This is a genomic window from Pseudazoarcus sp. NS36, assembly GCF_059703705.1.
On the sequence record NZ_BAAKJA010000002.1, the window covers coordinates 330489 to 350903 of the forward strand.

Sequence of the window (20415 nt, forward strand, 5' to 3'; positions counted from 1 at the left end):
CAGAATGATCGGAAATATTCACGTCCTGAATGATAGCGGCGCGCGCTTTGCCGCACATCTGGGCGACGAAGCGGACACCGAGCAAGCCGGCGCGGCATTGGCGACAGGACTCGTGGCCGGACTGGCGGTGTACCTGATCGGCGACCTCGGCGCAGGCAAGACCACCCTGGTGCGCGGCTGCCTGCGGGCGCTGGGACATGCCGGAAAGGTAAAAAGTCCTACATACACCTTGATTGAACCTTATACTGTTTCTAGATTAAACTTATATCACTTTGATTTTTATCGCTTCAGCACGCCAGATGAATTTCTCGAAGCGGGGCTGGACGAGTATTTTGCGGGACAGGGTGCCTGTCTCGTGGAGTGGCCCGACAAGGCCGCCCCCCATGTCGCCGGCGCAGACATCGAAGTGCGCCTCGCGGTCCGCGATACCGGCCGCGACATTGAAGTCGTAGCACTGACGGAAAACGGACAACGATGCGCCCAGACCATGCTATCGAGCCTGCAAGCCCGCCTGCCGTAACGGCACCGGCCGGCATCAGCCGGCGCGAGCTGCTGCGCTTCGCCGGCGCATCGCTGGCGTTGCTGGTCAGCCCGGTCGGCTTTGCCGCCGCCTCCAGCCTCGTCGCGGTGCGCGTATGGCCCGGCACCGAATACACCCGCATCACGCTTGAAGGCCCCGCCGGCATCGAGTTCAGCCAGATGATGCTGAGCGATCCGGCGCGCCTGGTGATCGACCTCCAGGGCGTCGAATTCAACAGCGTGCTGCAGTCACTGCCAGAGAAAGTCCTCGAATCCGACCCGCTGATCTCGCGCATCCGCGCCGCGGTCAACCGGCCGGGCGTGGTCCGCGTGGTGGTCGAACTCAAGACCGGCATCAAGCCACAGATCTTTGCGCTCAACCCCATCGCGAGCTACGGCCATCGCCTGGTGGTCGATCTGTACCCGGAATCGCCGGTCGACCCGATTCTTGCACTGATCCACAAGCGCTCTCCGCTCGCTGCCGCTTCCGGCGAGAGCGGTGGTGAAGCGGTCACGGCGGGCGATGGCGGACAGACCGCTGCCGCCGTGGAAAACCGCATCCTCACCATCGTCATCGATCCCGGCCATGGCGGCGAGGACCCGGGCGCCATCGGCCGGCGCGGCTCGCACGAGAAGAACGTGACGCTGTCGATCGCACGTCGCCTCAAGAGCAAGATCGACGCAGAACCCAACATGCAGGCCGTACTGACGCGCAACGGCGACTACTTCGTGCCGTTGTACAAGCGCGTATCCATCGCGCGGCGCGCGCAGGCCGATCTGTTCGTCTCGGTGCATGCCGACGCTTTCACGCGTCCGGAGGCCAACGGCAGCTCGGTGTATGTGCTGTCCGAACGCGGCGCCAGCAGCACCGCCGCCCGCTGGCTCGCGCAGAAGGAAAACGAGGCCGACCTGATCGGTGGCGTGAACATCGCACGCCAGGAAGGCCATCTCGCACGCACCCTGCTCGACCTGTCGCAGACCGCCACGATCAACGACAGCCTCAAACTGGCCTCGGCCGTGCTGTCGCAGATCGGCGGCATCAACCGTCTGCACAAACCTCAGGTCGAACAAGCCGGCTTTGCCGTGCTGCGCTCGCCGGACGTGCCGTCCATTCTGGTGGAGACCGCCTTCATCAGCAATCCGGACGAAGAGCGCCGCCTCAACGACAAGGCCTATCAGGACAAGATGGCCGACGCCATCGTGTCCGGCATCCGCCAGTACTTCGCCAGCAATCCGCCAGTCCGCCGCACCACCGTAGCGCGCGCAGAGTAAGCCCGCCGACGGGGCGCGCAAGCCGCCCCGATGCCGTATAATTGCGGCTTTTTTCAGGCGCTTATGCAGGTTCTTCGAGGGATTCCGGAGCGCGCCGCGCAACCCTCGGTGCTCACCATCGGCAACTTCGACGGCGTTCACCGCGGACACCAGGCCCTGCTCGAAATGCTCGTCGCGAGCGCCCGTGCATGCGGCGCTGCGGCTACCGTGCTGACCTTCGAGCCGCACCCGCGCGAGTACTTCTCGCCGCAGACCGCCCCTGCTCGCCTGGCCTCCTTGCGCGACAAGCTGCTGCAACTCTCGCAAAACGGCGTCGACCGCGTGCATGTGTGCCGTTTCAATGCCGGTTTCGCCGCGCTGCATGCCGATCGCTTCATTGAGGACGTGCTGGTACGTGGCCTGGGCGTGCGCCACCTGATCATCGGCGACGACTTCCGCTTCGGGGCAAAACGCCAGGGCGATTTCGCGCTGCTGCAGCGCGAAGGCGCGCGGCTCGGCTTCGCGGTCGAAGCCATGCCTACGCTGGCCGACGGGCCCGTGCGCGTATCGAGCTCGGCGGTACGCGAAGCACTCGCCAGTGGCGCGATGAAGCGTGCGACCGAACTGCTCGGCAGGCCCTACAGCATTTCCGGGCGTGTGGTTTCGGGTCGCCGGCTGGGTCGCAGCATCGGTTACCCGACCGCCAACATCGTGTTGCGCATGAGCAAGCCTGCGCTGTCGGGCGTGTTTGCAGTACGGGTAGAAGGGCTGGGTGCCGGCTGTACTGCCGGCATTGCCAACCTCGGTTCGCGGCCGACGGTGGGCGGCGACAGGCCCAATCTCGAGGTGCATCTGCTCGACTGGCAGGGCGACTGCTACGGCGCTCATCTGCGCGTGCAGTTTCTGCACAAGCTGCGCGATGAGGCACGCTACGATTCGCTCGAAGCACTGACACAACAGATCCGGCGCGACGAAGACGCCGCGCGTACATGGTTTACGCGCAACCCCATTCAAGACTGACACAGCAAAAAGAACATGGCCGACTACCGCAAGACGCTCAACCTCACGGATACGCCCTTCCCGATGCGCGGCAACCTCGCGCAGCGCGAGCCCGCGTGGATCGCCGACTGGCAGGCGCGTCGCCTGTATCAGCGCATCCGCGAGAAAGCACAGGGCCGGCCCAAGTTCGTCCTGCACGACGGCCCGCCGTATGCCAACGGTGACATCCACCTAGGCCACGCGGTGAACAAGATCCTCAAGGACATCATCGTCCGCTCCAAGACGCTGGCCGGCTTCGACGCGCCCTACGTGCCGGGCTGGGACTGCCACGGCCTGCCGATCGAACATCAGATCGAGAAAAAGCACGGCAAGAACCTGCCCGCCCCCGAAGTGCGCAAGCTCTCGCGCGCCTTCGCCGCCACCCAGGTCGAAACGCAGAAGCAGGGTTTCATCCGTCTCGGCGTGCTCGGCGACTGGAACCGTCCCTACCGCACCATGGACTTCGGCAACGAGGCCGGCGAAATCCGCGCGCTGGCCGAGATGGTCAAGAAGGGCTGGGTGTATCGCGGCCTCAAGCCGGTGAACTGGTGTTTCGACTGCGGCTCGGCACTGGCCGAGGCGGAAGTTGAATATCAGGATCGCACCAGCCCGACGGTGGACGTCGGTTTCCCACTGCCCGACTCCGAGCGCGAGAACCTGCGTCTTGCGCTGGGGATGGAGAACCTGCCCGACGGCCCGATTCACGCGATCATCTGGACCACGACGCCGTGGACCATCCCCGCCAACCAAGCGCTGAACGTCCACCCGGAACATCTGTACTCGCTGGTCGAAACCCGTGACCGCGGCTGCGTGCTGGTTGCAAGCGAACTGAAGGAAGAATGCCTGCAACGCTTCGGAATCGCACGCAAAGACTCGACCAGTAACTTCGACCATAGCTGCGCTGGTGCAGCCCTGGCCGGCATCGCCTTCCGCCACCCGCTGTATGAGCGCTCCTCCCCGGTGCTGTTAGCCGAGTATGTCGGCATCGATGCGGGCACCGGCATCGTGCATTGCGCGCCGGCCTATGGCGTGGATGACTTCCAGACCTGCATGAAGAACGGCTTCTCCGTCGAAGACGTGCTCAACCCGGTTCAGAGCAACGGGGTATATGCCGAAGACCTTCCATTGTTCGGCGGCCTGCACATCTGGAAGGCCAATCCGGTCATCACTGAAAAACTTGATGAGGCCGGCGCACTGTTCTCGCACGCCAAGGTGCAGCACAGCTACATGCACTGCTGGCGCCACAAGACCCCGGTGATCTACCGCGCCACCGCGCAGTGGTTCGTCGGCATGGATCTGAAGCCCGACGGTAGCCCGAGCCTGCGCGAGTCCGCGCTGGCCGCCATCGAGAACACCGACTTCTACCCGGACTGGGGCAAGGCTCGCCTGGCGTCGATGATCGCCAACCGCCCGGACTGGTGCATCTCGCGCCAGCGCAACTGGGGCGTGCCGATTCCGTTCTTCATCCATCGCGCCACCGGCGAACTGCACCCGCGCACGGTCGAGCTGATCGAGGAAGTCGCCAAACGCGTCGAGCAATCGGGCATCGACGCCTGGTTCGATCTCGACGCCGCCGAGTTGCTCGGCGCGGACGCAGCGCAGTACGAGAAGATCAGCGACACGCTGGACGTGTGGTTCGACTCGGGCACCACGCACTGGCACGTGCTGCGCGGCTCGCACGCCGAACTCGCCCGCACCGACGGCGGCCCGGTGGCCGATCTGTACCTGGAAGGCTCGGACCAGCATCGCGGCTGGTTCCATTCCTCGCTACTGACCGGCTGCGCCATCGACGGCCAAGCGCCCTACCGCGCGCTGCTGACGCACGGCTTCACTGTCGACGCGCAGGGCCGCAAGATGTCCAAGTCGCTCGGCAACGGCATCGAGCCGCAGGAAATCGGCAACAAGCTGGGCATCGAGATCCTGCGCCTGTGGCTGGCCGCAACGGACTATTCGGGCGAACTGTCGATCTCCAAGGAAATCCTCGACCGCGTGGTCGAGACCTACCGCCGTCTGCGCAACACGCTGCGCTTCCTGCTCGCCAACACCTCGGACTTCGACTTTGCGAAAGACGGCGTGGCGCCGGATCAGCTGCTCGACATCGACCGCTACGCGCTGGCCCATCTCGCGGGCCTGCAGCAGCAGATCACCGGCGACTACGCGCGCTACGAGTTCCACCGCATCGTGCAGGCGCTGCAGAACTACGCATCCGAAGACCTTGGCGCCTTCTACCTCGACGTGCTCAAGGACCGGCTGTACACCACGCAGCCCGATTCGTTGGCGCGCCGCTCGGCACAGACCGCCCTGTGGCACATCACGCAGGCCGTGACGCGCCTGATGGCACCGATCCTGTCCTTCACGGCGGAAGAGATTCACGCCCTGATCGGTGACGGCCCGGACGACAGCGTGATGTTCCACACCTGGCACGACATCCCTGCCATCGACGACGCCGAGGCCCTGACCGCACGCTGGACACTGATCCGCGAGGCGCGCGCCGAAGCGCAGAAGGTGCTGGAAGACCTGCGTACCGCCGGCAGCATCGGTGCCTCGCTGCAGGCCACCATTCACATCCGCGCAGCCGGCGAGCGCTTCGATGCGCTGCACGGCCTTGGCGACGACCTGCGCTTTGTCATGATCACCTCCGGCGCCACGCTGGAACGTGTGGCTGCCGAGGCCGAACAGTCCATCGTCGCAACGCCGTCAGCCCACACCAAGTGCGAACGCTGCTGGCACTATCGCGAAGACGTGGGCTCCATCGCCGACCACCCGGAGCTGTGCGGCCGCTGCCACGGCAACCTGACCGACACCCCCGAGGTGCGCACGCATGCCTGACGGCCAGCGCTTGAAGCTCCGCTTTGCCGCCTGGATGGCGCTCGCCGTGCTCGTCGCCATCGCCGACCAGGCCTCCAAGTGGACCATGACGCAGTGGCTGGGCTCGGGCTCGATGGTCACCGTGACCGACTTCTTCAAGCTCATCCTGGTGCACAACCCCGGCGCCGCCTTCAGCTTCCTGGCCGACCAGTCCGGCTGGCAGCGCTGGTTCTTTGTCGTGCTCGGCGTCGTGATCTGCGGCTGGCTGCTCGCACTGATGTGGCAGCACCGCGCCGAACGCGCCCTGCCGCTGGCCTTCAGCCTCATCATTGGCGGCGCGGTCGGCAACATCTACGATCGAATTGCGCACGGCGCAGTCGTAGACTTCCTCTACTTTCACGTTGGCAAGTACGGCTGGCCGGCGTTCAATCTGGCCGATTCGGCCATCACCATCGGTGTCGTGCTCATGCTGTGGTCGCAGTTCCGGCCTCACCGCTCCACCAAGGAAACTGCAAAATGAACCAGCAAGTCTCGCCTGACAGCCTCGTCACCCTCCACTACCGCATCGCCCTGCCCGGCGGCCAGCCGTTGATCAGCACCTTCGACGGCAACCCGGCCACCCTGCAGCTGGGCGCGGGCGAACTGCTGCCGCAGATCGAGCGCCTGCTCGACGGGCTGGAATCCGGCTCCGAGCACAGCTTCGATCTTGAGCCGGAGCAGGCCTTCGGCGTACGCCGCGACGACCTGATCGAGCGCGTCAAACGCGAGCACCTTCCGGCGACCGAAGTGGTCGAAGCCATGAGCATCATGGAGTTCAGCGCACCGGACGGTTCGCGTTACTCGGGCCTGATCACCCAGGTCGACGACGACGCGATCCTGATCGACTTCAACCACCCGCTCGCCGGCAAGCAGATCCGTGTGGATGTGCGCATTGTCGGTGTGCTCTAACGCATTGCGAGCCTGCTCATGAACGACCGCGAAATCCTCCTCGCCAGCCCACGCGGCTTCTGTGCCGGAGTCGAGCGCGCCATCGAGATCGTCGAGCGCGCGCTCGAGCAACTCGGCGCACCGATCTACGTGCGCCATGAAGTGGTGCACAACAAGTTCGTCGTCGATGACCTGCGCGCCAAGGGCGCGATCTTCGTCGAAGAGCTCGACGAGGTCCCGGCGGGCAACACGGTGATCTTCAGTGCACACGGCGTACCCCAGGCCGTACGCGACGAGGCCGAACGCCGCGGACTGAAGGTGTTCGACGCCACCTGCCCGCTGGTCACCAAAGTGCACAACGAGGTCATGCGCATGCACGGCTTGGGGCGCGAGATCATCATGATCGGTCACCGCGGACATCCCGAGGTGGAAGGCACGATGGGCCAGATCGCCGGCGGCATCCACCTCGTGGAATCGGCCGAGGACGTCGCCACGCTGCAGGTAGCCGACCCCGCGCAGCTCGCCTTCGTCACCCAGACCACGCTGTCAATGGACGACGCAGCCAGCATCGTGGACGCCCTGCGCGCGCGCTTCCCGGCCATCCAGGGGCCACGCAAGGACGACATCTGCTACGCCACGCAGAACCGCCAGGACGCGGTGAAGTTCATGACACCGCAGGTCGATGCGGTGCTGGTCGTCGGTTCGCCGAACAGTTCCAACTCCAACCGTCTGCGTGAGGTCGCCGCACTGCGCGGCGTGCCGGCCTGGCTGGTGGAGAACGCCGAGGCCATCGACCCGAGCTGGCTCGAAGGCAAGCGCCGCATCGGCATCACGGCTGGCGCCTCGGCGCCGGAAGTGCTGGTCAAGTCGGTCATCGAGCGCGTGCGCGCACTGGGCGCTGCAACCGTACGCACGCTCGACGGCGTACAGGAAAAGGTGGTGTTCGCGCTGCCCAAGGAATTGCAGCAGACGCCCTGAAAGAAGCGCACCAAAACGAAAAGGGCCGCGAATTGCGGCCCTTTTTTATTCCGACTGACGCGCTTCAGCCCTGCATTCCCATCACGCGTCGATAGAACTCATGGAAGTGCTGCATGCCGTCTTCCATCGGCGATTGATAGGGGCCGACCTCGTTGCGCCCCTCGCGGTACAGCGCCAGACGACCGCGATCCATGCGCTCGGCGATCTCGTCGTCCTCGATGGCGGTCTCCATGTAAGCCGCCTGCTCGGCTTCGACGAAGTCGCGCTCGAACTCCATGATCTCTTCCGGGTAGTAGAACTCGACCACGTTGGTGGTCTTGTTCACGTCCCGCGGAATCAGCGAACTGACCACCAGCACGTGCGGATACCACTCGACCATCACGCTCGGGAAGTAGGTCAGCCACAGCGCGCCATGCGGAGGTTGCTGGTCACCGTAGATCATCTGCACGGCTTCGTGCCAGCGCGCATAGGTGGCCGAGCCCGGCTTGGCCAGCGAGGTGATGCCCACGCGCTGCACCGAATACCAGTCGCCGAACTGCCACGTCAGGTCATCGCAGGAAACGAAGTTGCCCAGCCCTGGATGGAAGGGCGCAACGTGGTAATCCTCGAGATAGACCTCGATGAAGGTTTTCCAGTTGTAATTGCACTCGTGAATCTCGACCCGGTCGAGCTTGTAACCGGAGAAATCGAACTCCGGTGCCACCTTCATGCCGGCCAGATCGGCCGAGACGGAACGCGGTCCCTTGAACAACAGGCCGTTCCAGCGCTCCAGCGGATCACGACGCAGGTTCAGGCACGGATTCTCGGGGAAATGCGGTGCGCCCTGCAGCACGCCGGTGTTGTCGTAGGTCCAGCGATGCACCGGACACACCACGCGCTCGGCCGAGCCGCTGCCTTCGAGCATGATGGCCTGGCGGTGGCGGCACACGTTGGACATGCGATGGATGCCGTCTGCCGTATTGAACAGCAAGGCGGAGTGATCCAGCCATTCGAGGGAACGGTAGTTTCCGACTTCGGGTACCATCAACTCGTGGCCGACATAGCCCGGTCCGGCATCGAAGAGAAGCTTCAACTCCTGCTCGAAAACCTGCTCATCGAAATACGTCGAAACCGGAAGTTGCGAAACTCCCGGCGCCAGCAGCGTCCTGGAAGCGATGTCGGACATGCCCGAACCCCCCAAAGCGAGAACCAAAGAAATTCGGCGGAAAAGGACCGGCAATTCTAGGCAAAAAGGCGTTTGACCGCCAGTTGTGCCATCGGTTATTTTCAGGGACTTTTCCCCATCTGCGCACCCATGACCAAAACCGCCGCCGCCCCCAAGTCCTTCGAATCCGCCGTCACCGAGCTGGAGGACATCGTGCGCGCCATGGAAACCGGGCAGATCAGCCTCGAACAGGCACTCAATCACTATCAGCGCGGCGTGGGCCTGCTGCGCTACTGTCAGGGCACGCTTCGCGATGCCGAACAGCGTGTGCGGCAGCTGGAAGGCGAACAACTGACCGACATCGCGCCGGAGAGCAAGGCTTGAACACGCACGATTTCGCCAACTGGATGGCGGACATCCAGTGCCGCACTGAGCACGCACTGGATGCCCGGTTGCCGGCGGCCGAACTGGCACCCGGCGAGTTGCATGCCGCCATGCGCTACGCGGTACTCGGTGGCGGCAAGCGCGTGCGTGCGCTGCTAGCCCACGCTGCTGGCGAGTTGGCCGGCGCCCAGGCCGAAGCGGCCGACGCAGCCGCCTGTGCGGTGGAGCTGATCCACGCCTATTCGCTCGTACATGACGATCTGCCGTGCATGGACAACGACGTACTGCGCCGCGGCAAACCCACCGTGCACGTCGAATTCGGCGAAGCCACCGCGCTGCTTACCGGCGATGCGCTGCAGACGCTGGCCTTCCAGTGCCTGACCGAAGCGCTGCCGGGCGTGGACGCCACCACCCGCATCGACATGCTGGCCCAACTCGCCTGTGCCTCAGGCTCGCGCGGCATGGCCGGCGGGCAGGCCATTGACCTCGCAGCGGTGGGCAAGGAGCTGACGCGCGAAGAGCTCGAATACATGCACATCCACAAGACCGGGGCACTGATTCGGGCCTCGGTCATGCTTGGCGCGATGTGCGGCACCTCCACGCCCGACGCACTTGATCGTCTCGACCGCTATGGCAAGCTGATCGGTTTGTTGTTCCAGGTGGTGGATGACCTCCTCGACGCGGAATCCGACACCGCCACGCTGGGCAAGACGGCCGGCAAGGATGCCGAGCACGACAAGCCCACCTATGTCTCGCTGCTTGGCATGACCGAAGCGCGCGCGCTGGCCGACAGCCTGCTGCACGAGGCGCACGAGGCGCTGACGCCCCTCGGCGACGCGGCGCGCCGTTTGCGCGAGCTCGCCGACTTCATCGTTCATCGCAAGTTCTGACCTGATTCACGGCCGACACCATGTCCAACCATCCCCTGCTTGAACGCATCGACTCTCCGGCCGAACTGCGCAAGCTCGACCGCAGCGAGCTGCCGGCGCTCGCCGACGAACTGCGCGCCTTCCTGATCGAATCGGTATCGAAGACCGGCGGCCACCTGTCGTCCAACCTCGGCACGGTCGAACTCTCCATCGCCCTGCACTACATCTACGACACGCCCGAAGACCGCATCGTTTGGGATGTGGGCCACCAGACCTACGGTCACAAGATCCTCACCGGTCGGCGCGGCAAGATGGACGGCCTGCGCCGTTACGGCGGCATCTCGGGCTTTCCGCGGCGCTGCGAGAGCGAGTACGACACCTTCGGCACCGCGCACTCGTCGACCTCCATTTCGGCCGCCATGGGCATGGCCGTAGCGGCCCGCGACAAGGGTGAGTCACGTCAGAGCATCGCCGTCATCGGCGACGGCGCGATGAGCGCCGGCATGGCTTTCGAAGCGCTGAACAATGCCGGCGAGCTCGACGGCATCAACCTGCTGGTGATCCTCAACGACAACGAGATGTCGATCTCGCCGCCGGTCGGCGCGATGACGCGCATCCTCGCGCGCATGCTGTCGGGGCGTACCTACAACGCGGCCCGCAAGGCCGGCGAGAAGGTGCTGTCGATCGCCCCGCCGGTGCTGGAATTCGCGCGCAAGGTCGAAGAGCACGTGATCGGTCTGGTGACGCCGGGCACGCTGTTCGAGGAATTCGGCTTTCACTACTACGGCCCCATCGACGGTCACGACCTGAACGCGCTGATCCCGATGCTGCAGAACCTCAAGAAGCTGCCGGGCCTGCAGTTCCTGCACGTGGTCACCCGCAAGGGCCAGGGCTACAAGCTCGCTGAGGCCGACCCCATCCTGTACCACGGCGTTTCGCAGTTCGAGCCTTCGGCCGGTATCGCCACCGGCAAGGGCGGCGGCAAGCTGACCTACACCAAGGTCTTCGGCGACTGGCTGTGCGACATGGCCGCGCAGGACGAGCGGCTGGTGGCCATCACCCCGGCCATGCGCGAAGGCTCCGGCCTGGTGCGCTTCGCCCAGGAGTATCCGTCGCGCTACCACGACGTAGGCATCGCCGAACAACACGCCGTGACCTTCGCGGCAGGGCTGGCCTGTGAAGGGCTCAAGCCGGTCGTGGCGATCTACTCGACCTTCCTGCAGCGCGCCTACGACCAGCTCATCCACGACGTTGCGCTGCAGAACCTGCCGGTGGTGTTTGCCATCGACCGTGCCGGCTTGGTCGGCGCCGACGGTGCCACCCACCACGGCGCCTTCGATCTGTCCTACCTGCTGTGCATCCCCAACATGGTGGTGATGACGCCGGCCGACGAGAACGAGTGCCGCCAGATGCTGTACACCGCCTACTGTCACGACGGCCCCAGCGCCGTGCGTTACCCGCGTGGCGGCGGCATGAACGTGCCGCTGCAGGAACAGATGACCGCCATCCCGCTCGGCAAGGCCGAAGTACGCCGCAGCGGCAGCAAGGTCGCGATCCTGGCATTCGGCTCGATGCTCGCACCGGCTCTGGCCGCGGGCGAAGAGATCGACGCCACGGTAGTGAACATGCGCTTTGCCAAGCCGCTCGACGAAGACTGCATCCGCGAACTGGCCGCCAGTCACGAGCTGATCGTCAGTGTCGAGGAGAACGCCGTGATCGGCGGTGCCGGCAGCGAAGTCTCGCGCGTGCTCGACGCGCTCGCACAGCGTCCGCGCATGCTGCGTCTGGGGCTGCCCGACCGTTTCGAGGACCATGGCGAACAAGGCCAGCTGCTCGCGCCGCTGGGTCTGGACGCCGCCGGCATCGTTGCGGCGATTGACAAAGCGAATCGAGCCAATAGTTGAGCGATTTGGTCGGATTTGCTACGATCCGCGCCTCGCTCCCCACCAGAGTTTCATGATGAACCCCAACGATCTCCAAACCATTCCGGACGTCCAGAGTTCGCAGGACAGCCGGCAGATCGCCATCAACAAGGTCGGCATCAAGTCGATCCGCCACCCGATCAAGGTCAGCGACCGGAGCGGCGGCGTGCAGCACACGGTGGCGATGTTCAACATGTACGTGGGGCTGCCGCACAACTTCAAGGGCACCCACATGTCGCGCTTCGTCGAGCTGCTTAACGGCTCCGAACGCGAGATCTCGGTCGAATCCTTCGAGCCCATGCTGCGCGAGATGGTGACGCGCCTGGAGGCGGAGACCGGTCACGTAGAAATGACCTTCCCGTATTTCATCAACAAGACCGCACCGGTGTCGGGCGTGCAGAGCCTGATGGACTACGAAGTGACCTTCATCGGCGAGATCCGTCAGGGCGGCGTGTATGAATTCACGATGAAGGTGGTGGTCGCCGCCACCAGCCTGTGCCCGTGCTCAAAGAAGATCTCCGACTACGGCGCGCACAACCAGCGCTCGCACATTACCGTCACCGCTACGCTGGGCGACCACGTGTGGATCGAGGAAGTCGTCGACCTGGTCGAGAAACAGGCCTCGTGCGAGGTCTATGCGCTGCTCAAGCGCCCGGACGAGAAGTACGTCACCGAGCGCGCCTACGACAATCCCAAGTTCGTCGAAGACCTCGTGCGTGACGTCGCCGGCCAGCTCAATGCCGAACCGCGCATCGTGGCCTATGCACTGGAAGCGGAGAACTTCGAGTCCATCCACAACCATTCGGCCTACGCCATCATCGAACGCGACAAGCGCATCGACGCCTGACCCTCAGGCAGGCAGCACACTCTCCAACGGCGCCCACGGGCGCCGTTTTTCCTTACGTCGGAACTCGGAGCAGTGGTCTAGTATCCACTTGTGAGTCGACCTAACCGGAGAGCACCAACATGAAACTGCTGCTTGCGACCCTGCTCGCGCTGGCCACTGCAACCGCCGGCGCCGCATCAAAGGAACAGATCGACGCGGAAGTGCGCGAAGCACTGACCGAATTCCGCGAGACCACCAGTGCCGGACACGAACTGTCGCAGAAGGCTGTCGGCGTGCTGGTCTTCCCCAGCGTGATCAAGGCCGGCATGGGTATCGGCGGCGAGTATGGCGAAGGCGCGCTGATGATCAACGGCCAGACGGTGGACTATTACAGCCTGGCGTCCGCCTCCATCGGCTTCCAGCTAGGCGCCCAGAAGCGTGCGCAGATCGTGCTGTTCATGACGCAGGCCGCGCTGGACGGATTCCGCAACAGCGAGGGCTGGAAGGCGGGAGTGGACGGCAGCGTTGCATTGGCAACACTGGGAGCAGGCGGCGCCATCGACACCGAAACCGCACAACAGCCGATCATCGGCTTCATCTTCTCGAACAAGGGGCTGATGTACAACCTGACCTTCGAGGGCTCGAAGATGACCAAGATCGAACGCTGAAGACTGCCCGCCGCACAACGCAAAACGGCCCGCCTGACCTGGCGGGCGGTTCTCATTTCAACAGCGCATCAGCTGCGATATTCGGCGTTGATCTTGACGTAGTCGTAGGAGAAATCGCAGGTCCATACCGTTGCGGCGGCCTCGCCTCGCGCAAGCGCAATGCGCACCGTGATCTCCTCGCGCTTCATCACGCGGGCACCGTCCTCTTCGCGATAGCCCGCAGCGCGGCCACCGCGCTCGGCGACCAATACCGATTCCCCACCGCTCTCCAGCCGCACGCTGAGCGTCTCCACGTCGAGGTCATCGACGCCGGCATAACCGATGGCGGCCAGGATACGGCCCAGGTTGGGATCGGAAGCAAAGAAGGCCGTCTTGACCAGCGGCGAATGCCCGACGGCATACGCGATCTTGCGGCACTCGTCGCGATCCTGCCCGCCCTCGACCACCACTGCGATGAACTTGGTTGCGCCTTCACCGTCCCGCACGATGGCCTGCGCCAGCTCGACCGAAATGCCGACCACCGCTTCTCGCAACGCCGCATAGGCCGGCGATGCCGCATCGGTGATTTCCGGATTCTCGGCCTTGCCCGTCGCGATCAGGATGAAGGAATCGTTGGTCGAGGTGTCGCCGTCGATCGTGATGCTGTTGAACGACTCGTCGGCCGCCTCGGTCACCAACTGTTCGAGCAGGGCTTGCGACACATTGGCGTCGGTCGCGACATAGCCAAGCATGGTCGCCATGTTCGGCTTGATCATGCCGGCGCCTTTGCTCATGCCGGTCAGCGTGACCGTGCGGCCGTCGATATCGACCGTGCGCGAGGCAGCCTTGGCCATCGTATCGGTGGTCATGATGGCGTGTGCCGCATCAAACCAGGCGTCGGCCCGCAGGTCAGCTCGTGCTGCCGGCAGACCGGCGACCAGACGCTCGACCGGCAGTTGTTCCAGAATCACGCCGGTCGAGAACGGCAGCACCTGACTCGGGGCAATCTCGAGCACCTGGGCCACCGCCTCGCAGGTGGCGCGGGCGGCCTGCATGCCCTGCTCGCCGGTGCCGGCGTTGGCGATGCCGGTGTTGATGACCAGTGCGCGCACGTTGGGACTGCGCAGATGTTCGCGGCACAACTGTACCGGCGCAGCGCAGAAACGGTTCTTCGTGAATACGCCGGCAACGCGGCTACCCTCGGCCAGTTCGATCAGCGTAAGGTCACGCCGGCCGGCCTTGCGGATGCCGGCCTGCGCGATACCGAGTTGCACACCGGCAATCGGCTTGAGGGTGTCAGACGAGATGGGGACGAGATTCACGGGCATCAGCGCAACTCCTGGGATTCAGCAAGACGGCGCAAGGCGCCGCGGACCGCCACAGTTTACTTCAAGGCGTCCACACGCTGCCGCCGATACAAACGAAAAAGCCCGCTGACGCGGGCTCTTTCCGGACGGCTGTGTACGGTCAGGCAAGCTTGCCGTGGCAATGCTTGTACTTCTTGCCCGAACCGCAAGGGCACGGTTCATTGCGACCGACGCGCGGACCGCCCTGCTCTGCAGCTGCCTCGGCAGCAGGCTCATCGGAGCCCGGGTGGCGGTACTGCACATTCTCGACTTCGGCGGGCTTTTCCGCCTCTTCCAGCGCTTCGCGGGTACGCACCTGCACCGTCATCAGGATCTTGGTGACATCCAGACGCACGGTGTCGAGCAGCGCCTCGAACAGCTCGAAGGACTCGCGCTTGTATTCCTGCTTGGGGTTCTTCTGTGCATAGCCGCGCAGATGAATGCCCTGGCGCAGCTGATCCAGCGCCGACAGGTGATCCCGCCAGTGATTATCGAGACTCTGCAGCATCACATTACGCTCGAACTGATGCCAGGCGGCCGGATCGACGATGGCGATCTTGTCGGCGTAAGCCTTGTCTGCAGCCTCGACAATGCGCGACAGCATGGTTTCGTCGTCCAACTCGGGCTCGGCCTTGAGCCACTCGCCAACCGGCAGCTTGAGCTGGAACTCGCCAACCAGCGCCGTTTCCAGCGCCGGGATGTCCCACTGTTCCTCGACACTTTCATCCGGCACGTAAACGCGCAGCGTGTCAGCCATCACACCGTGACGCATGGCGGTAATGGTCTCGGAGATGTCTTCGTTGGCGAGCAGTTCGTTGCGCTGCTCGTAGATCACCTTGCGCTGGTCGTTGGCAACGTCGTCGTACTCAAGCAGTTGCTTGCGGATGTCGAAGTTGCGTTGCTCGACCTTGCGCTGGGCGGATTCGAGCGAGCGCGTGACCATGCCGTGCTCGATAGCCTCACCTTCGGGCATCTTCAGGCGGACCATGATGGTATTCAGGCGGTCACCAGCGAAGATCTTCATCAGCGGGTCTTCGAGCGACAGGTAGAAGCGGCTCGAACCCGGATCACCCTGACGCCCCGAACGGCCGCGCAGCTGGTTGTCGATGCGGCGCGATTCATGCCGCTCGGTGCCGATGATGTGCAGGCCACCGGCCGCGATCACGGCGTCGTGCACCTGCTGCCAGTCGGCGCGCATCGCGGCCAGCTTCGCCTCTTTCGCTGCGTCATCCAGGGCTTCGTCGGTACGCACCGCTTCCAGTTCGCGTTCGATGTTGCCCCCAAGCACGATGTCGGTACCGCGGCCGGCCATGTTGGTGGCAATCGTCACGACGCCCGGACGGCCGGCCTGCGCCACGATGCTGGCTTCGCTGTCGTGCTGCTTGGCGTTGAGTACCTGGTGGGGGACTTTCTCGCGCTTTAGCACGTCCGACAGGAACTCGTTGACCTCGATGGACGTGGTGCCGACCAGCACCGGCTGGCCGCGCTGGACGCAATCTCGGATGTCGGCGATCACCGCATCCCATTTTTCCTTGGCGGTGCGATAGACCTTGTCGTTCTCGTCCTTGCGCTGCATCGGACGGTTGGTCGGCACCAGCACGGTTTCCAGACTGTAGATCTGGTGAAACTCGTAGGCTTCGGTGTCAGCCGTACCGGTCATGCCGGCGAGCTTGCCGTACATGCGGAAGTAGTTCTGGAAGGTGATCGAGGCCAGTGTCTGGTTCTCGGCCTGGATCTTTGCGCCTTCCTTAGCTTCGACGGCCTGGTGCAGGCCATCGGACCAGCGACGACCCGGCATCAGGCGGCCGGTGAATTCGTCGACGATGATGACCTCGCCGTCCTGCACCACGTAGTGCTGATCCTTGTGGAACATCGTGTGTGCGCGCAGCGCGGCGTACAGGTGATGCACCAGCATGATGTTGGCCGGGTCGTAGAGGCTCGCACCCTCCTTGAGCAGCCCCATGTTCACCAGAATGTTCTCGGCGTTCTCATGGCCCTGCTCGGTCAGCAACACCTGGCGCGCCTTCAGATCCAGCGTGTAGTCGCCCGGCTGGGTGATGTCGTCGCCCTCGCCCTTCTGCTCGCTGAGCTGGCGCGGCAGGTCGTTCAGGCGCAGGTACAGCTCGGTGTGATCCTCGGCCTGACCGGAGATGATCAGTGGCGTACGCGCCTCGTCGATCAGGATGGAGTCGACCTCGTCGACGATGGCAAACGACAACGGACGCTGCACGCGCTCGGCCGTCGAATACACCATGTTGTCACGCAGGTAGTCGAAACCGAATTCGTTGTTGGTGCCGTAGGTGATATCGGCGTTATAGGCCGCCTGCTTCTCGGCATGCGCCATACGCGACAGGTTGCAGCCGGTGCTCAGCCCCAGGAAACCGTAGATGCGGCCCATCCAGTCGGCGTCACGGCTGGCGAGGTAGTCGTTTACCGTCACCACATGCACGCCCTTTCCAGCCAGCGCGTTCAGATACGCCGCCAGGGTCGCGACCAGGGTCTTGCCCTCACCGGTCTTCATCTCGGCGATGCGCCCGTCGTGCAGGACCATGCCGCCGATCAGCTGCGTATCGAAGTGCCGCATGCCATGCACACGCTTGCCCGCCTCGCGCACGACGGCAAAAGCCTCGACGAGCAGATCGTCGAGCTTGGCCCCGTTAGCCAGGCGATCGCGAAATTCCGCGGTCTTGGCACGCAAAGCCTCGTCGGAGAGGGCCGAAATCTCGGGCTCCAGGGCATTGATGGCGCGGACTTTGTTGGAATACTGGCGGATCAGGCGGTCGTTGCGACTACCGAAAATCTTCTTGATGAGGCCGGAGATCATGAGTGTGTGATGGGTCGATTCGGCAAGGGCGCTAGTGTAGCATGCAGCCATCCCCCTCCCGTGTTGCCGCGAAGGCCTGCAGCAACCATGCCCACAGCATGAGCAATCCACTTCACCGCTTTCTAGGCGCTGGCGAGTCCCTGTCTCGCCTTCAGGACCACGCACGCATTCTTCTGCGCGCGCAGGAATCCTTGCGCGGCATGCTGCCTCAGCCGCTGGGACAGGCCTGTTCGGTCGCCAACATCCGGGACGGCAGCATGGTGGTGTTTGCGCGCAATGGCAGCGTTGCCTCGCGATTGCGCCAGATGGTTCCGAGCCTGATCAACGGTTTTGCCGCCCGCGGCCAGATCGTCAACGCCATTCAGGTCAAGGTCGGCATTGTGGTCGATGCCGAAGCGCCGCCGCCGCGCGAAGCCCGCGTGCTCGGGCAAGGCGGGCGGGACAGCCTCGCCAGCCTGATTGCGGACCTCCCTGAAGGCGCACCACTGCGCGAATCGCTGCAACGACTGCTTGACCGCAGCCGGCCGGAGTAAGACTCAGGCCAAGCGTTCCGCGACAAAGATCAGCATCACTGCCAGCAAGGCCAGCAAACCACCGAGGGTGATATTCCAGGCAACACGCTTGTAGCGTGGATTGCCTGTCAGAAACCAAGCCAGCATGGCGCCACCGATTGCCAGCAGCGCAGCCAGAGCGATCAGTCGGATTGCGAACACGCGGACTTCAGGCGAGGACCGGCTCGGCGCCGAACTGGCGGCTCACCGATTGAGGGGCCCGCTCGGCCGCGTCGAAACTGACGTACTCCCACGCCGTCTCGTCTTCGAGCAGCGCACGCAGCACCTCGTTGTTCATGGCGTGGCCGGACTTGTGCGCCGAGTAGCCCGCAAGCAGCGGATGACCGCAAAGGTAAAGATCGCCGATGGCGTCAAGCACCTTGTGCTTCACGAACTCGTCTGCGTAGCGCAAGCCCTCGGAGTTGAGCACGCGATACTCGTCGAGCACGATGGCGTTGGCCAGACTGCCGCCCAGCGCCAAACCGTTCGAACGCATGAACTCCACGTCCTGCATGAAACCGAAAGTGCGCGCACGCGCTACGTCACGCTCGTAGGAATGCTCGGCGAAGTCGACGGTGACCTGGGTGGCCGTGCCGTCAATGGCCGGATGATTGAAGACGATGGAGAAATCCAGCCGGAAGCCGTCATGCGGCTCGAGCTTGACCCACTTGTCGCCGTCACGGAACTCCACCGGCTTCTTGACGCGGATGAAGCGCTTGGCCGCAGCCTGCTCCTCGATACCGGCCGAGCGCAGCAGGAAAACGAAGGGGCTGGAGCTGCCATCCAGAATGGGGATCTCGGGCGCGTCGATGTCGACGTGTACGTTGTCCACGCCCAACCCTGCCAGCGCCGACATCAAGTGCTCCACCGTACCGACCTTGGCTTCGCCCTGCTGCAGACCGGAGCACATGCGCGTGTCGCACACGGAATACGGGTCAGCCGGCAGCGTGACGACCGGATCAAGGTCTACGCGGTGAAAGGCGATCCCCGTATCGGGCGCAGCCGGACGCAGCGTCATCGTGACCTTGCGGCCGCCGTGCAGGCCGACGCCGGTGGCGGTAACAATGGATTTGAGCGTGCGCTGTCGGATCATCGGGCTTTCCTCGGGAATGGCTTGATTTTACCTTTCGTGCTCAGACACGTCACGCAAGTGCAATGTTCCGAAAGGAAAAAGCGCACGTTGCGCAGACCGGAGGCGGAGGTCTGCACAACGTGCGCCCTTGTGGCGCGAGAAGGCTCAGTCGGCCTGACGGCGCAGGAAGGCCGGAATGTCGTAGGTGCCCATGCCGTTGGTGCTCATGGCCTCAACCGTGGTACGGCGGTTGGTACGCATCACGGCCGGCACATCGGAATCCTGCGCATAGCCGCCGTCGCCGTAGGTGCCGGTACCGCGTACCACTTCCATCACCGGCTGACGCGCGACACCCTGCGAACCCAGCCCCGTCGCGACGACGGTGACGCGCACGCGGTCTTCCATCGCATCGTCAAACACCGTGCCGTACTTGACGAAGGCTTCCGGCGCAGCGAAGGCCTGCACGGTCTTCACTGCATCGCGTACTTCAGCCATCTTCAGCGAACCACGCGCAGCCGTGATGTTGATCAGCACGCAGCGTGCGCCGGACAGCTCGGTGCCTTCCAGCAGCGGGCTGACGGCGGCCTGCTCGGCCGCGATGCGGGCGCGATCCAGACCGGAGGACTCGGCCGAACCCATCATCGCGCGGCCCATCTCGCCCATGGCGGTGCGCACGTCCTGGAAATCGACGTTGACCAGACCCGGCACGTTGATGATCTCGGCAATGCCGCCGACGGCGTTCTTCAGCACGTTGTCGGCCGAACGGAAGCAGTCTTCGAAGCCGGCATCGTCACCGAACACGTCGAGCAGCTTGTCGTTGAGCACGACGATCAGCGAATCGACATGACGCGACAGCTCGTCGACACCGCTCTCGGCCACACGCAGGCGGTTCTCGAAGTCGAAGGGCTTGGTCACCACGCCTACGCACAGAATGCCCATTTCCTTGGCGATCTCGGCGACCACCGGAGCGGCGCCAGTACCGGTGCCGCCACCCATGCCGCCGGTGATGAAGCACATGTGGGCGCCTTCGAGTGCAGCTGCGATGGCGTCGCGCGATTCCTGCGCAGCCACGCGGCCGGCTTCCGGCTTGGAACCGGCGCCGAGACCGGTCGTGCCGAGTTGCACCTTGTGCGGAGCCAAGCAACGCTTGAGGGCCTGAGCGTCGGTGTTCGCGGCCACGAACTCCACGCCCTGCACCCCTTCCCGGATCATGTGATCCACCGCGTTACCGCCCGCGCCGCCGACACCGATGACCTTGATCACGGTATTGGCCTGGTCCTTCTCAACGATTTCGAACGTCATTGCCAGC

General features: G+C 64.2%; 19 protein-coding genes. 13 read left to right on the forward strand and 6 right to left on the reverse strand.

Annotated features, from left to right (window positions below; all coding sequences use genetic code 11):
* Positions 1 to 4 precede the first annotated feature (4 nt).
* The 7 genes from tsaE to ispH all read left to right on the forward strand — a co-directional run bounded on the left by tsaE (position 5) and on the right by ispH (position 7521).
* The gene (gene tsaE / locus AC6H0R_RS04705) at positions 5 to 520 is read left to right on the forward strand and encodes a tRNA (adenosine(37)-N6)-threonylcarbamoyltransferase complex ATPase subunit type 1 TsaE (RefSeq protein WP_497580180.1); all 516 of its coding nucleotides are present in this window, start codon (positions 5 to 7) and stop codon (positions 518 to 520) included.
* Positions 475 to 1791 (forward strand): N-acetylmuramoyl-L-alanine amidase, encoded by a 1317-nt coding sequence (locus tag AC6H0R_RS04710; RefSeq protein WP_497580181.1) that lies wholly within the window; start codon positions 475 to 477, stop codon positions 1789 to 1791. The genes tsaE and AC6H0R_RS04710 overlap by 46 nt, the downstream gene beginning before the upstream one ends.
* Positions 1792 to 1854: 63 nt before the next feature.
* Positions 1855 to 2790, forward strand: coding sequence for a bifunctional riboflavin kinase/FAD synthetase (locus tag AC6H0R_RS04715; RefSeq protein WP_497580182.1), 936 nt, complete (start codon positions 1855 to 1857; stop codon positions 2788 to 2790).
* Between the two features lie 15 nt (positions 2791 to 2805).
* Positions 2806 to 5637, forward strand: a complete 2832-nt coding sequence (ileS, locus tag AC6H0R_RS04720) for an isoleucine--tRNA ligase (RefSeq protein ID WP_497580183.1) — start codon at positions 2806 to 2808, stop codon at positions 5635 to 5637.
* Entirely contained in the window at positions 5630 to 6136 is a 507-nt protein-coding gene (gene lspA / locus AC6H0R_RS04725) for a signal peptidase II (RefSeq protein WP_497580184.1), read from the forward strand. The genes ileS and lspA overlap by 8 nt, the downstream gene beginning before the upstream one ends.
* Positions 6133 to 6564: an FKBP-type peptidyl-prolyl cis-trans isomerase gene (locus tag AC6H0R_RS04730; protein WP_497580185.1), complete on the forward strand. Its 432-nt coding sequence runs from the start codon at positions 6133 to 6135 to the stop codon at positions 6562 to 6564. Before lspA ends, AC6H0R_RS04730 begins: the two co-directional genes overlap by 4 nt.
* Positions 6565 to 6582: 18 nt before the next feature.
* Positions 6583 to 7521 (forward strand): 4-hydroxy-3-methylbut-2-enyl diphosphate reductase, encoded by a 939-nt coding sequence (gene ispH, locus AC6H0R_RS04735; protein ID WP_497580186.1) that lies wholly within the window; start codon positions 6583 to 6585, stop codon positions 7519 to 7521.
* Between the two features lie 64 nt (positions 7522 to 7585).
* Here the strand turns inward: ispH and AC6H0R_RS04740 are convergent, their stop codons facing one another.
* Positions 7586 to 8686 carry an aromatic ring-hydroxylating oxygenase subunit alpha gene (locus AC6H0R_RS04740; protein WP_497580187.1) on the reverse strand — a complete coding sequence of 367 codons (1101 nt, stop codon included), beginning with the start codon at positions 8684 to 8686 and terminating at the stop codon, positions 7586 to 7588.
* A 129-nt stretch (positions 8687 to 8815) separates the two neighbouring features.
* On the opposite strand from AC6H0R_RS04740, the gene AC6H0R_RS04745 reads away from it, so the two are divergent.
* From AC6H0R_RS04745 to AC6H0R_RS04765, 5 genes are all read left to right on the forward strand, one after another.
* Complete coding sequence (locus AC6H0R_RS04745) at positions 8816 to 9049, forward strand: exodeoxyribonuclease VII small subunit (protein ID WP_497580188.1); 234 nt, start codon at positions 8816 to 8818, stop codon at positions 9047 to 9049.
* A 23-nt stretch (positions 9050 to 9072) separates the two neighbouring features.
* On the forward strand, positions 9073 to 9939 hold the full coding sequence (locus tag AC6H0R_RS04750; protein WP_497580279.1) for a polyprenyl synthetase family protein: 867 nt from the start codon (positions 9073 to 9075) through the stop codon (positions 9937 to 9939).
* A gap of 20 nt (positions 9940 to 9959) precedes the next feature.
* Complete coding sequence (dxs, locus tag AC6H0R_RS04755) at positions 9960 to 11822, forward strand: 1-deoxy-D-xylulose-5-phosphate synthase (RefSeq protein WP_497580189.1); 1863 nt, start codon at positions 9960 to 9962, stop codon at positions 11820 to 11822.
* Positions 11823 to 11874: 52 nt separating this feature from the next.
* On the forward strand, positions 11875 to 12687 hold the full coding sequence (gene folE2, locus AC6H0R_RS04760) for a GTP cyclohydrolase FolE2 (RefSeq protein ID WP_497580190.1): 813 nt from the start codon (positions 11875 to 11877) through the stop codon (positions 12685 to 12687).
* Between the two features lie 119 nt (positions 12688 to 12806).
* Positions 12807 to 13334: a BPSL1445 family SYLF domain-containing lipoprotein gene (locus AC6H0R_RS04765; RefSeq protein ID WP_497580191.1), complete on the forward strand. Its 528-nt coding sequence runs from the start codon at positions 12807 to 12809 to the stop codon at positions 13332 to 13334.
* Positions 13335 to 13402: 68 nt separating this feature from the next.
* Here AC6H0R_RS04765 and argJ read toward each other — a convergent pair whose 3' ends face one another.
* Together argJ and secA are read right to left on the reverse strand one after the other, a co-directional pair.
* Complete coding sequence (argJ, locus tag AC6H0R_RS04770) at positions 13403 to 14641, reverse strand: bifunctional glutamate N-acetyltransferase/amino-acid acetyltransferase ArgJ (protein ID WP_497580192.1); 1239 nt, start codon at positions 14639 to 14641, stop codon at positions 13403 to 13405.
* 139 nt (positions 14642 to 14780) lie between these two features.
* Complete coding sequence (secA, locus tag AC6H0R_RS04775) at positions 14781 to 17483, reverse strand: preprotein translocase subunit SecA (protein WP_497580193.1); 2703 nt, start codon at positions 17481 to 17483, stop codon at positions 14781 to 14783.
* Positions 17484 to 17581: 98 nt separating this feature from the next.
* Between secA and AC6H0R_RS04780 the strand changes: the two genes are divergently transcribed.
* Entirely contained in the window at positions 17582 to 18016 is a 435-nt protein-coding gene (locus AC6H0R_RS04780) for a DciA family protein (protein WP_497580194.1), read from the forward strand.
* A gap of 3 nt (positions 18017 to 18019) precedes the next feature.
* Here the strand turns inward: AC6H0R_RS04780 and AC6H0R_RS04785 are convergent, their stop codons facing one another.
* The 3 genes from AC6H0R_RS04785 to ftsZ form a co-directional block, all read right to left on the reverse strand.
* Positions 18020 to 18196: a hypothetical protein gene (locus tag AC6H0R_RS04785; RefSeq protein ID WP_497580195.1), complete on the reverse strand. Its 177-nt coding sequence runs from the start codon at positions 18194 to 18196 to the stop codon at positions 18020 to 18022.
* 7 nt (positions 18197 to 18203) lie between these two features.
* A complete protein-coding gene (gene lpxC, locus AC6H0R_RS04790; RefSeq protein ID WP_497580196.1) occupies positions 18204 to 19127 on the reverse strand; it encodes a UDP-3-O-acyl-N-acetylglucosamine deacetylase in 924 nt (307 codons plus the stop codon).
* Positions 19128 to 19271: 144 nt separating this feature from the next.
* Positions 19272 to 20408, reverse strand: coding sequence for a cell division protein FtsZ (ftsZ, locus tag AC6H0R_RS04795; protein ID WP_497580197.1), 1137 nt, complete (start codon positions 20406 to 20408; stop codon positions 19272 to 19274).
* Between the last annotated feature and the right edge of the window lie 7 nt (positions 20409 to 20415).

Excerpts from the sequence above, each read along its gene's own strand:
- ispH (WP_497580186.1), top strand. The coding sequence starts at position 6,583 with ATGAACGACCGCGAAATCCTCCTCGCCAGCCCACGCGGCTTCTGTGCC.
- AC6H0R_RS04715 (WP_497580182.1), top strand. The coding sequence starts at position 1,855 with ATGCAGGTTCTTCGAGGGATTCCGGAGCGCGCCGCGCAACCCTCGGTG.
- folE2 (WP_497580190.1), top strand. The coding sequence starts at position 11,875 with ATGATGAACCCCAACGATCTCCAAACCATTCCGGACGTCCAGAGTTCG.
- AC6H0R_RS04780 (WP_497580194.1), top strand. The coding sequence starts at position 17,582 with ATGAGCAATCCACTTCACCGCTTTCTAGGCGCTGGCGAGTCCCTGTCT.
- AC6H0R_RS04750 (WP_497580279.1), top strand. The coding sequence starts at position 9,073 with ATGGCGGACATCCAGTGCCGCACTGAGCACGCACTGGATGCCCGGTTG.
- secA (WP_497580193.1), bottom strand. The coding sequence starts at position 17,483 with ATGATCTCCGGCCTCATCAAGAAGATTTTCGGTAGTCGCAACGACCGC.
- AC6H0R_RS04745 (WP_497580188.1), top strand. The coding sequence starts at position 8,816 with ATGACCAAAACCGCCGCCGCCCCCAAGTCCTTCGAATCCGCCGTCACC.
- ftsZ (WP_497580197.1), bottom strand. The coding sequence starts at position 20,408 with ATGACGTTCGAAATCGTTGAGAAGGACCAGGCCAATACCGTGATCAAG.
- AC6H0R_RS04710 (WP_497580181.1), top strand. The coding sequence starts at position 475 with ATGCGCCCAGACCATGCTATCGAGCCTGCAAGCCCGCCTGCCGTAACG.
- AC6H0R_RS04740 (WP_497580187.1), bottom strand. The coding sequence starts at position 8,686 with ATGTCCGACATCGCTTCCAGGACGCTGCTGGCGCCGGGAGTTTCGCAA.
- lpxC (WP_497580196.1), bottom strand. The coding sequence starts at position 19,127 with ATGATCCGACAGCGCACGCTCAAATCCATTGTTACCGCCACCGGCGTC.
- dxs (WP_497580189.1), top strand. The coding sequence starts at position 9,960 with ATGTCCAACCATCCCCTGCTTGAACGCATCGACTCTCCGGCCGAACTG.
- lspA (WP_497580184.1), top strand. The coding sequence starts at position 5,630 with ATGCCTGACGGCCAGCGCTTGAAGCTCCGCTTTGCCGCCTGGATGGCG.
- argJ (WP_497580192.1), bottom strand. The coding sequence starts at position 14,641 with ATGCCCGTGAATCTCGTCCCCATCTCGTCTGACACCCTCAAGCCGATT.
- ileS (WP_497580183.1), top strand. The coding sequence starts at position 2,806 with ATGGCCGACTACCGCAAGACGCTCAACCTCACGGATACGCCCTTCCCG.
- AC6H0R_RS04730 (WP_497580185.1), top strand. The coding sequence starts at position 6,133 with ATGAACCAGCAAGTCTCGCCTGACAGCCTCGTCACCCTCCACTACCGC.
- AC6H0R_RS04765 (WP_497580191.1), top strand. The coding sequence starts at position 12,807 with ATGAAACTGCTGCTTGCGACCCTGCTCGCGCTGGCCACTGCAACCGCC.
- tsaE (WP_497580180.1), top strand. The coding sequence starts at position 5 with ATGATCGGAAATATTCACGTCCTGAATGATAGCGGCGCGCGCTTTGCC.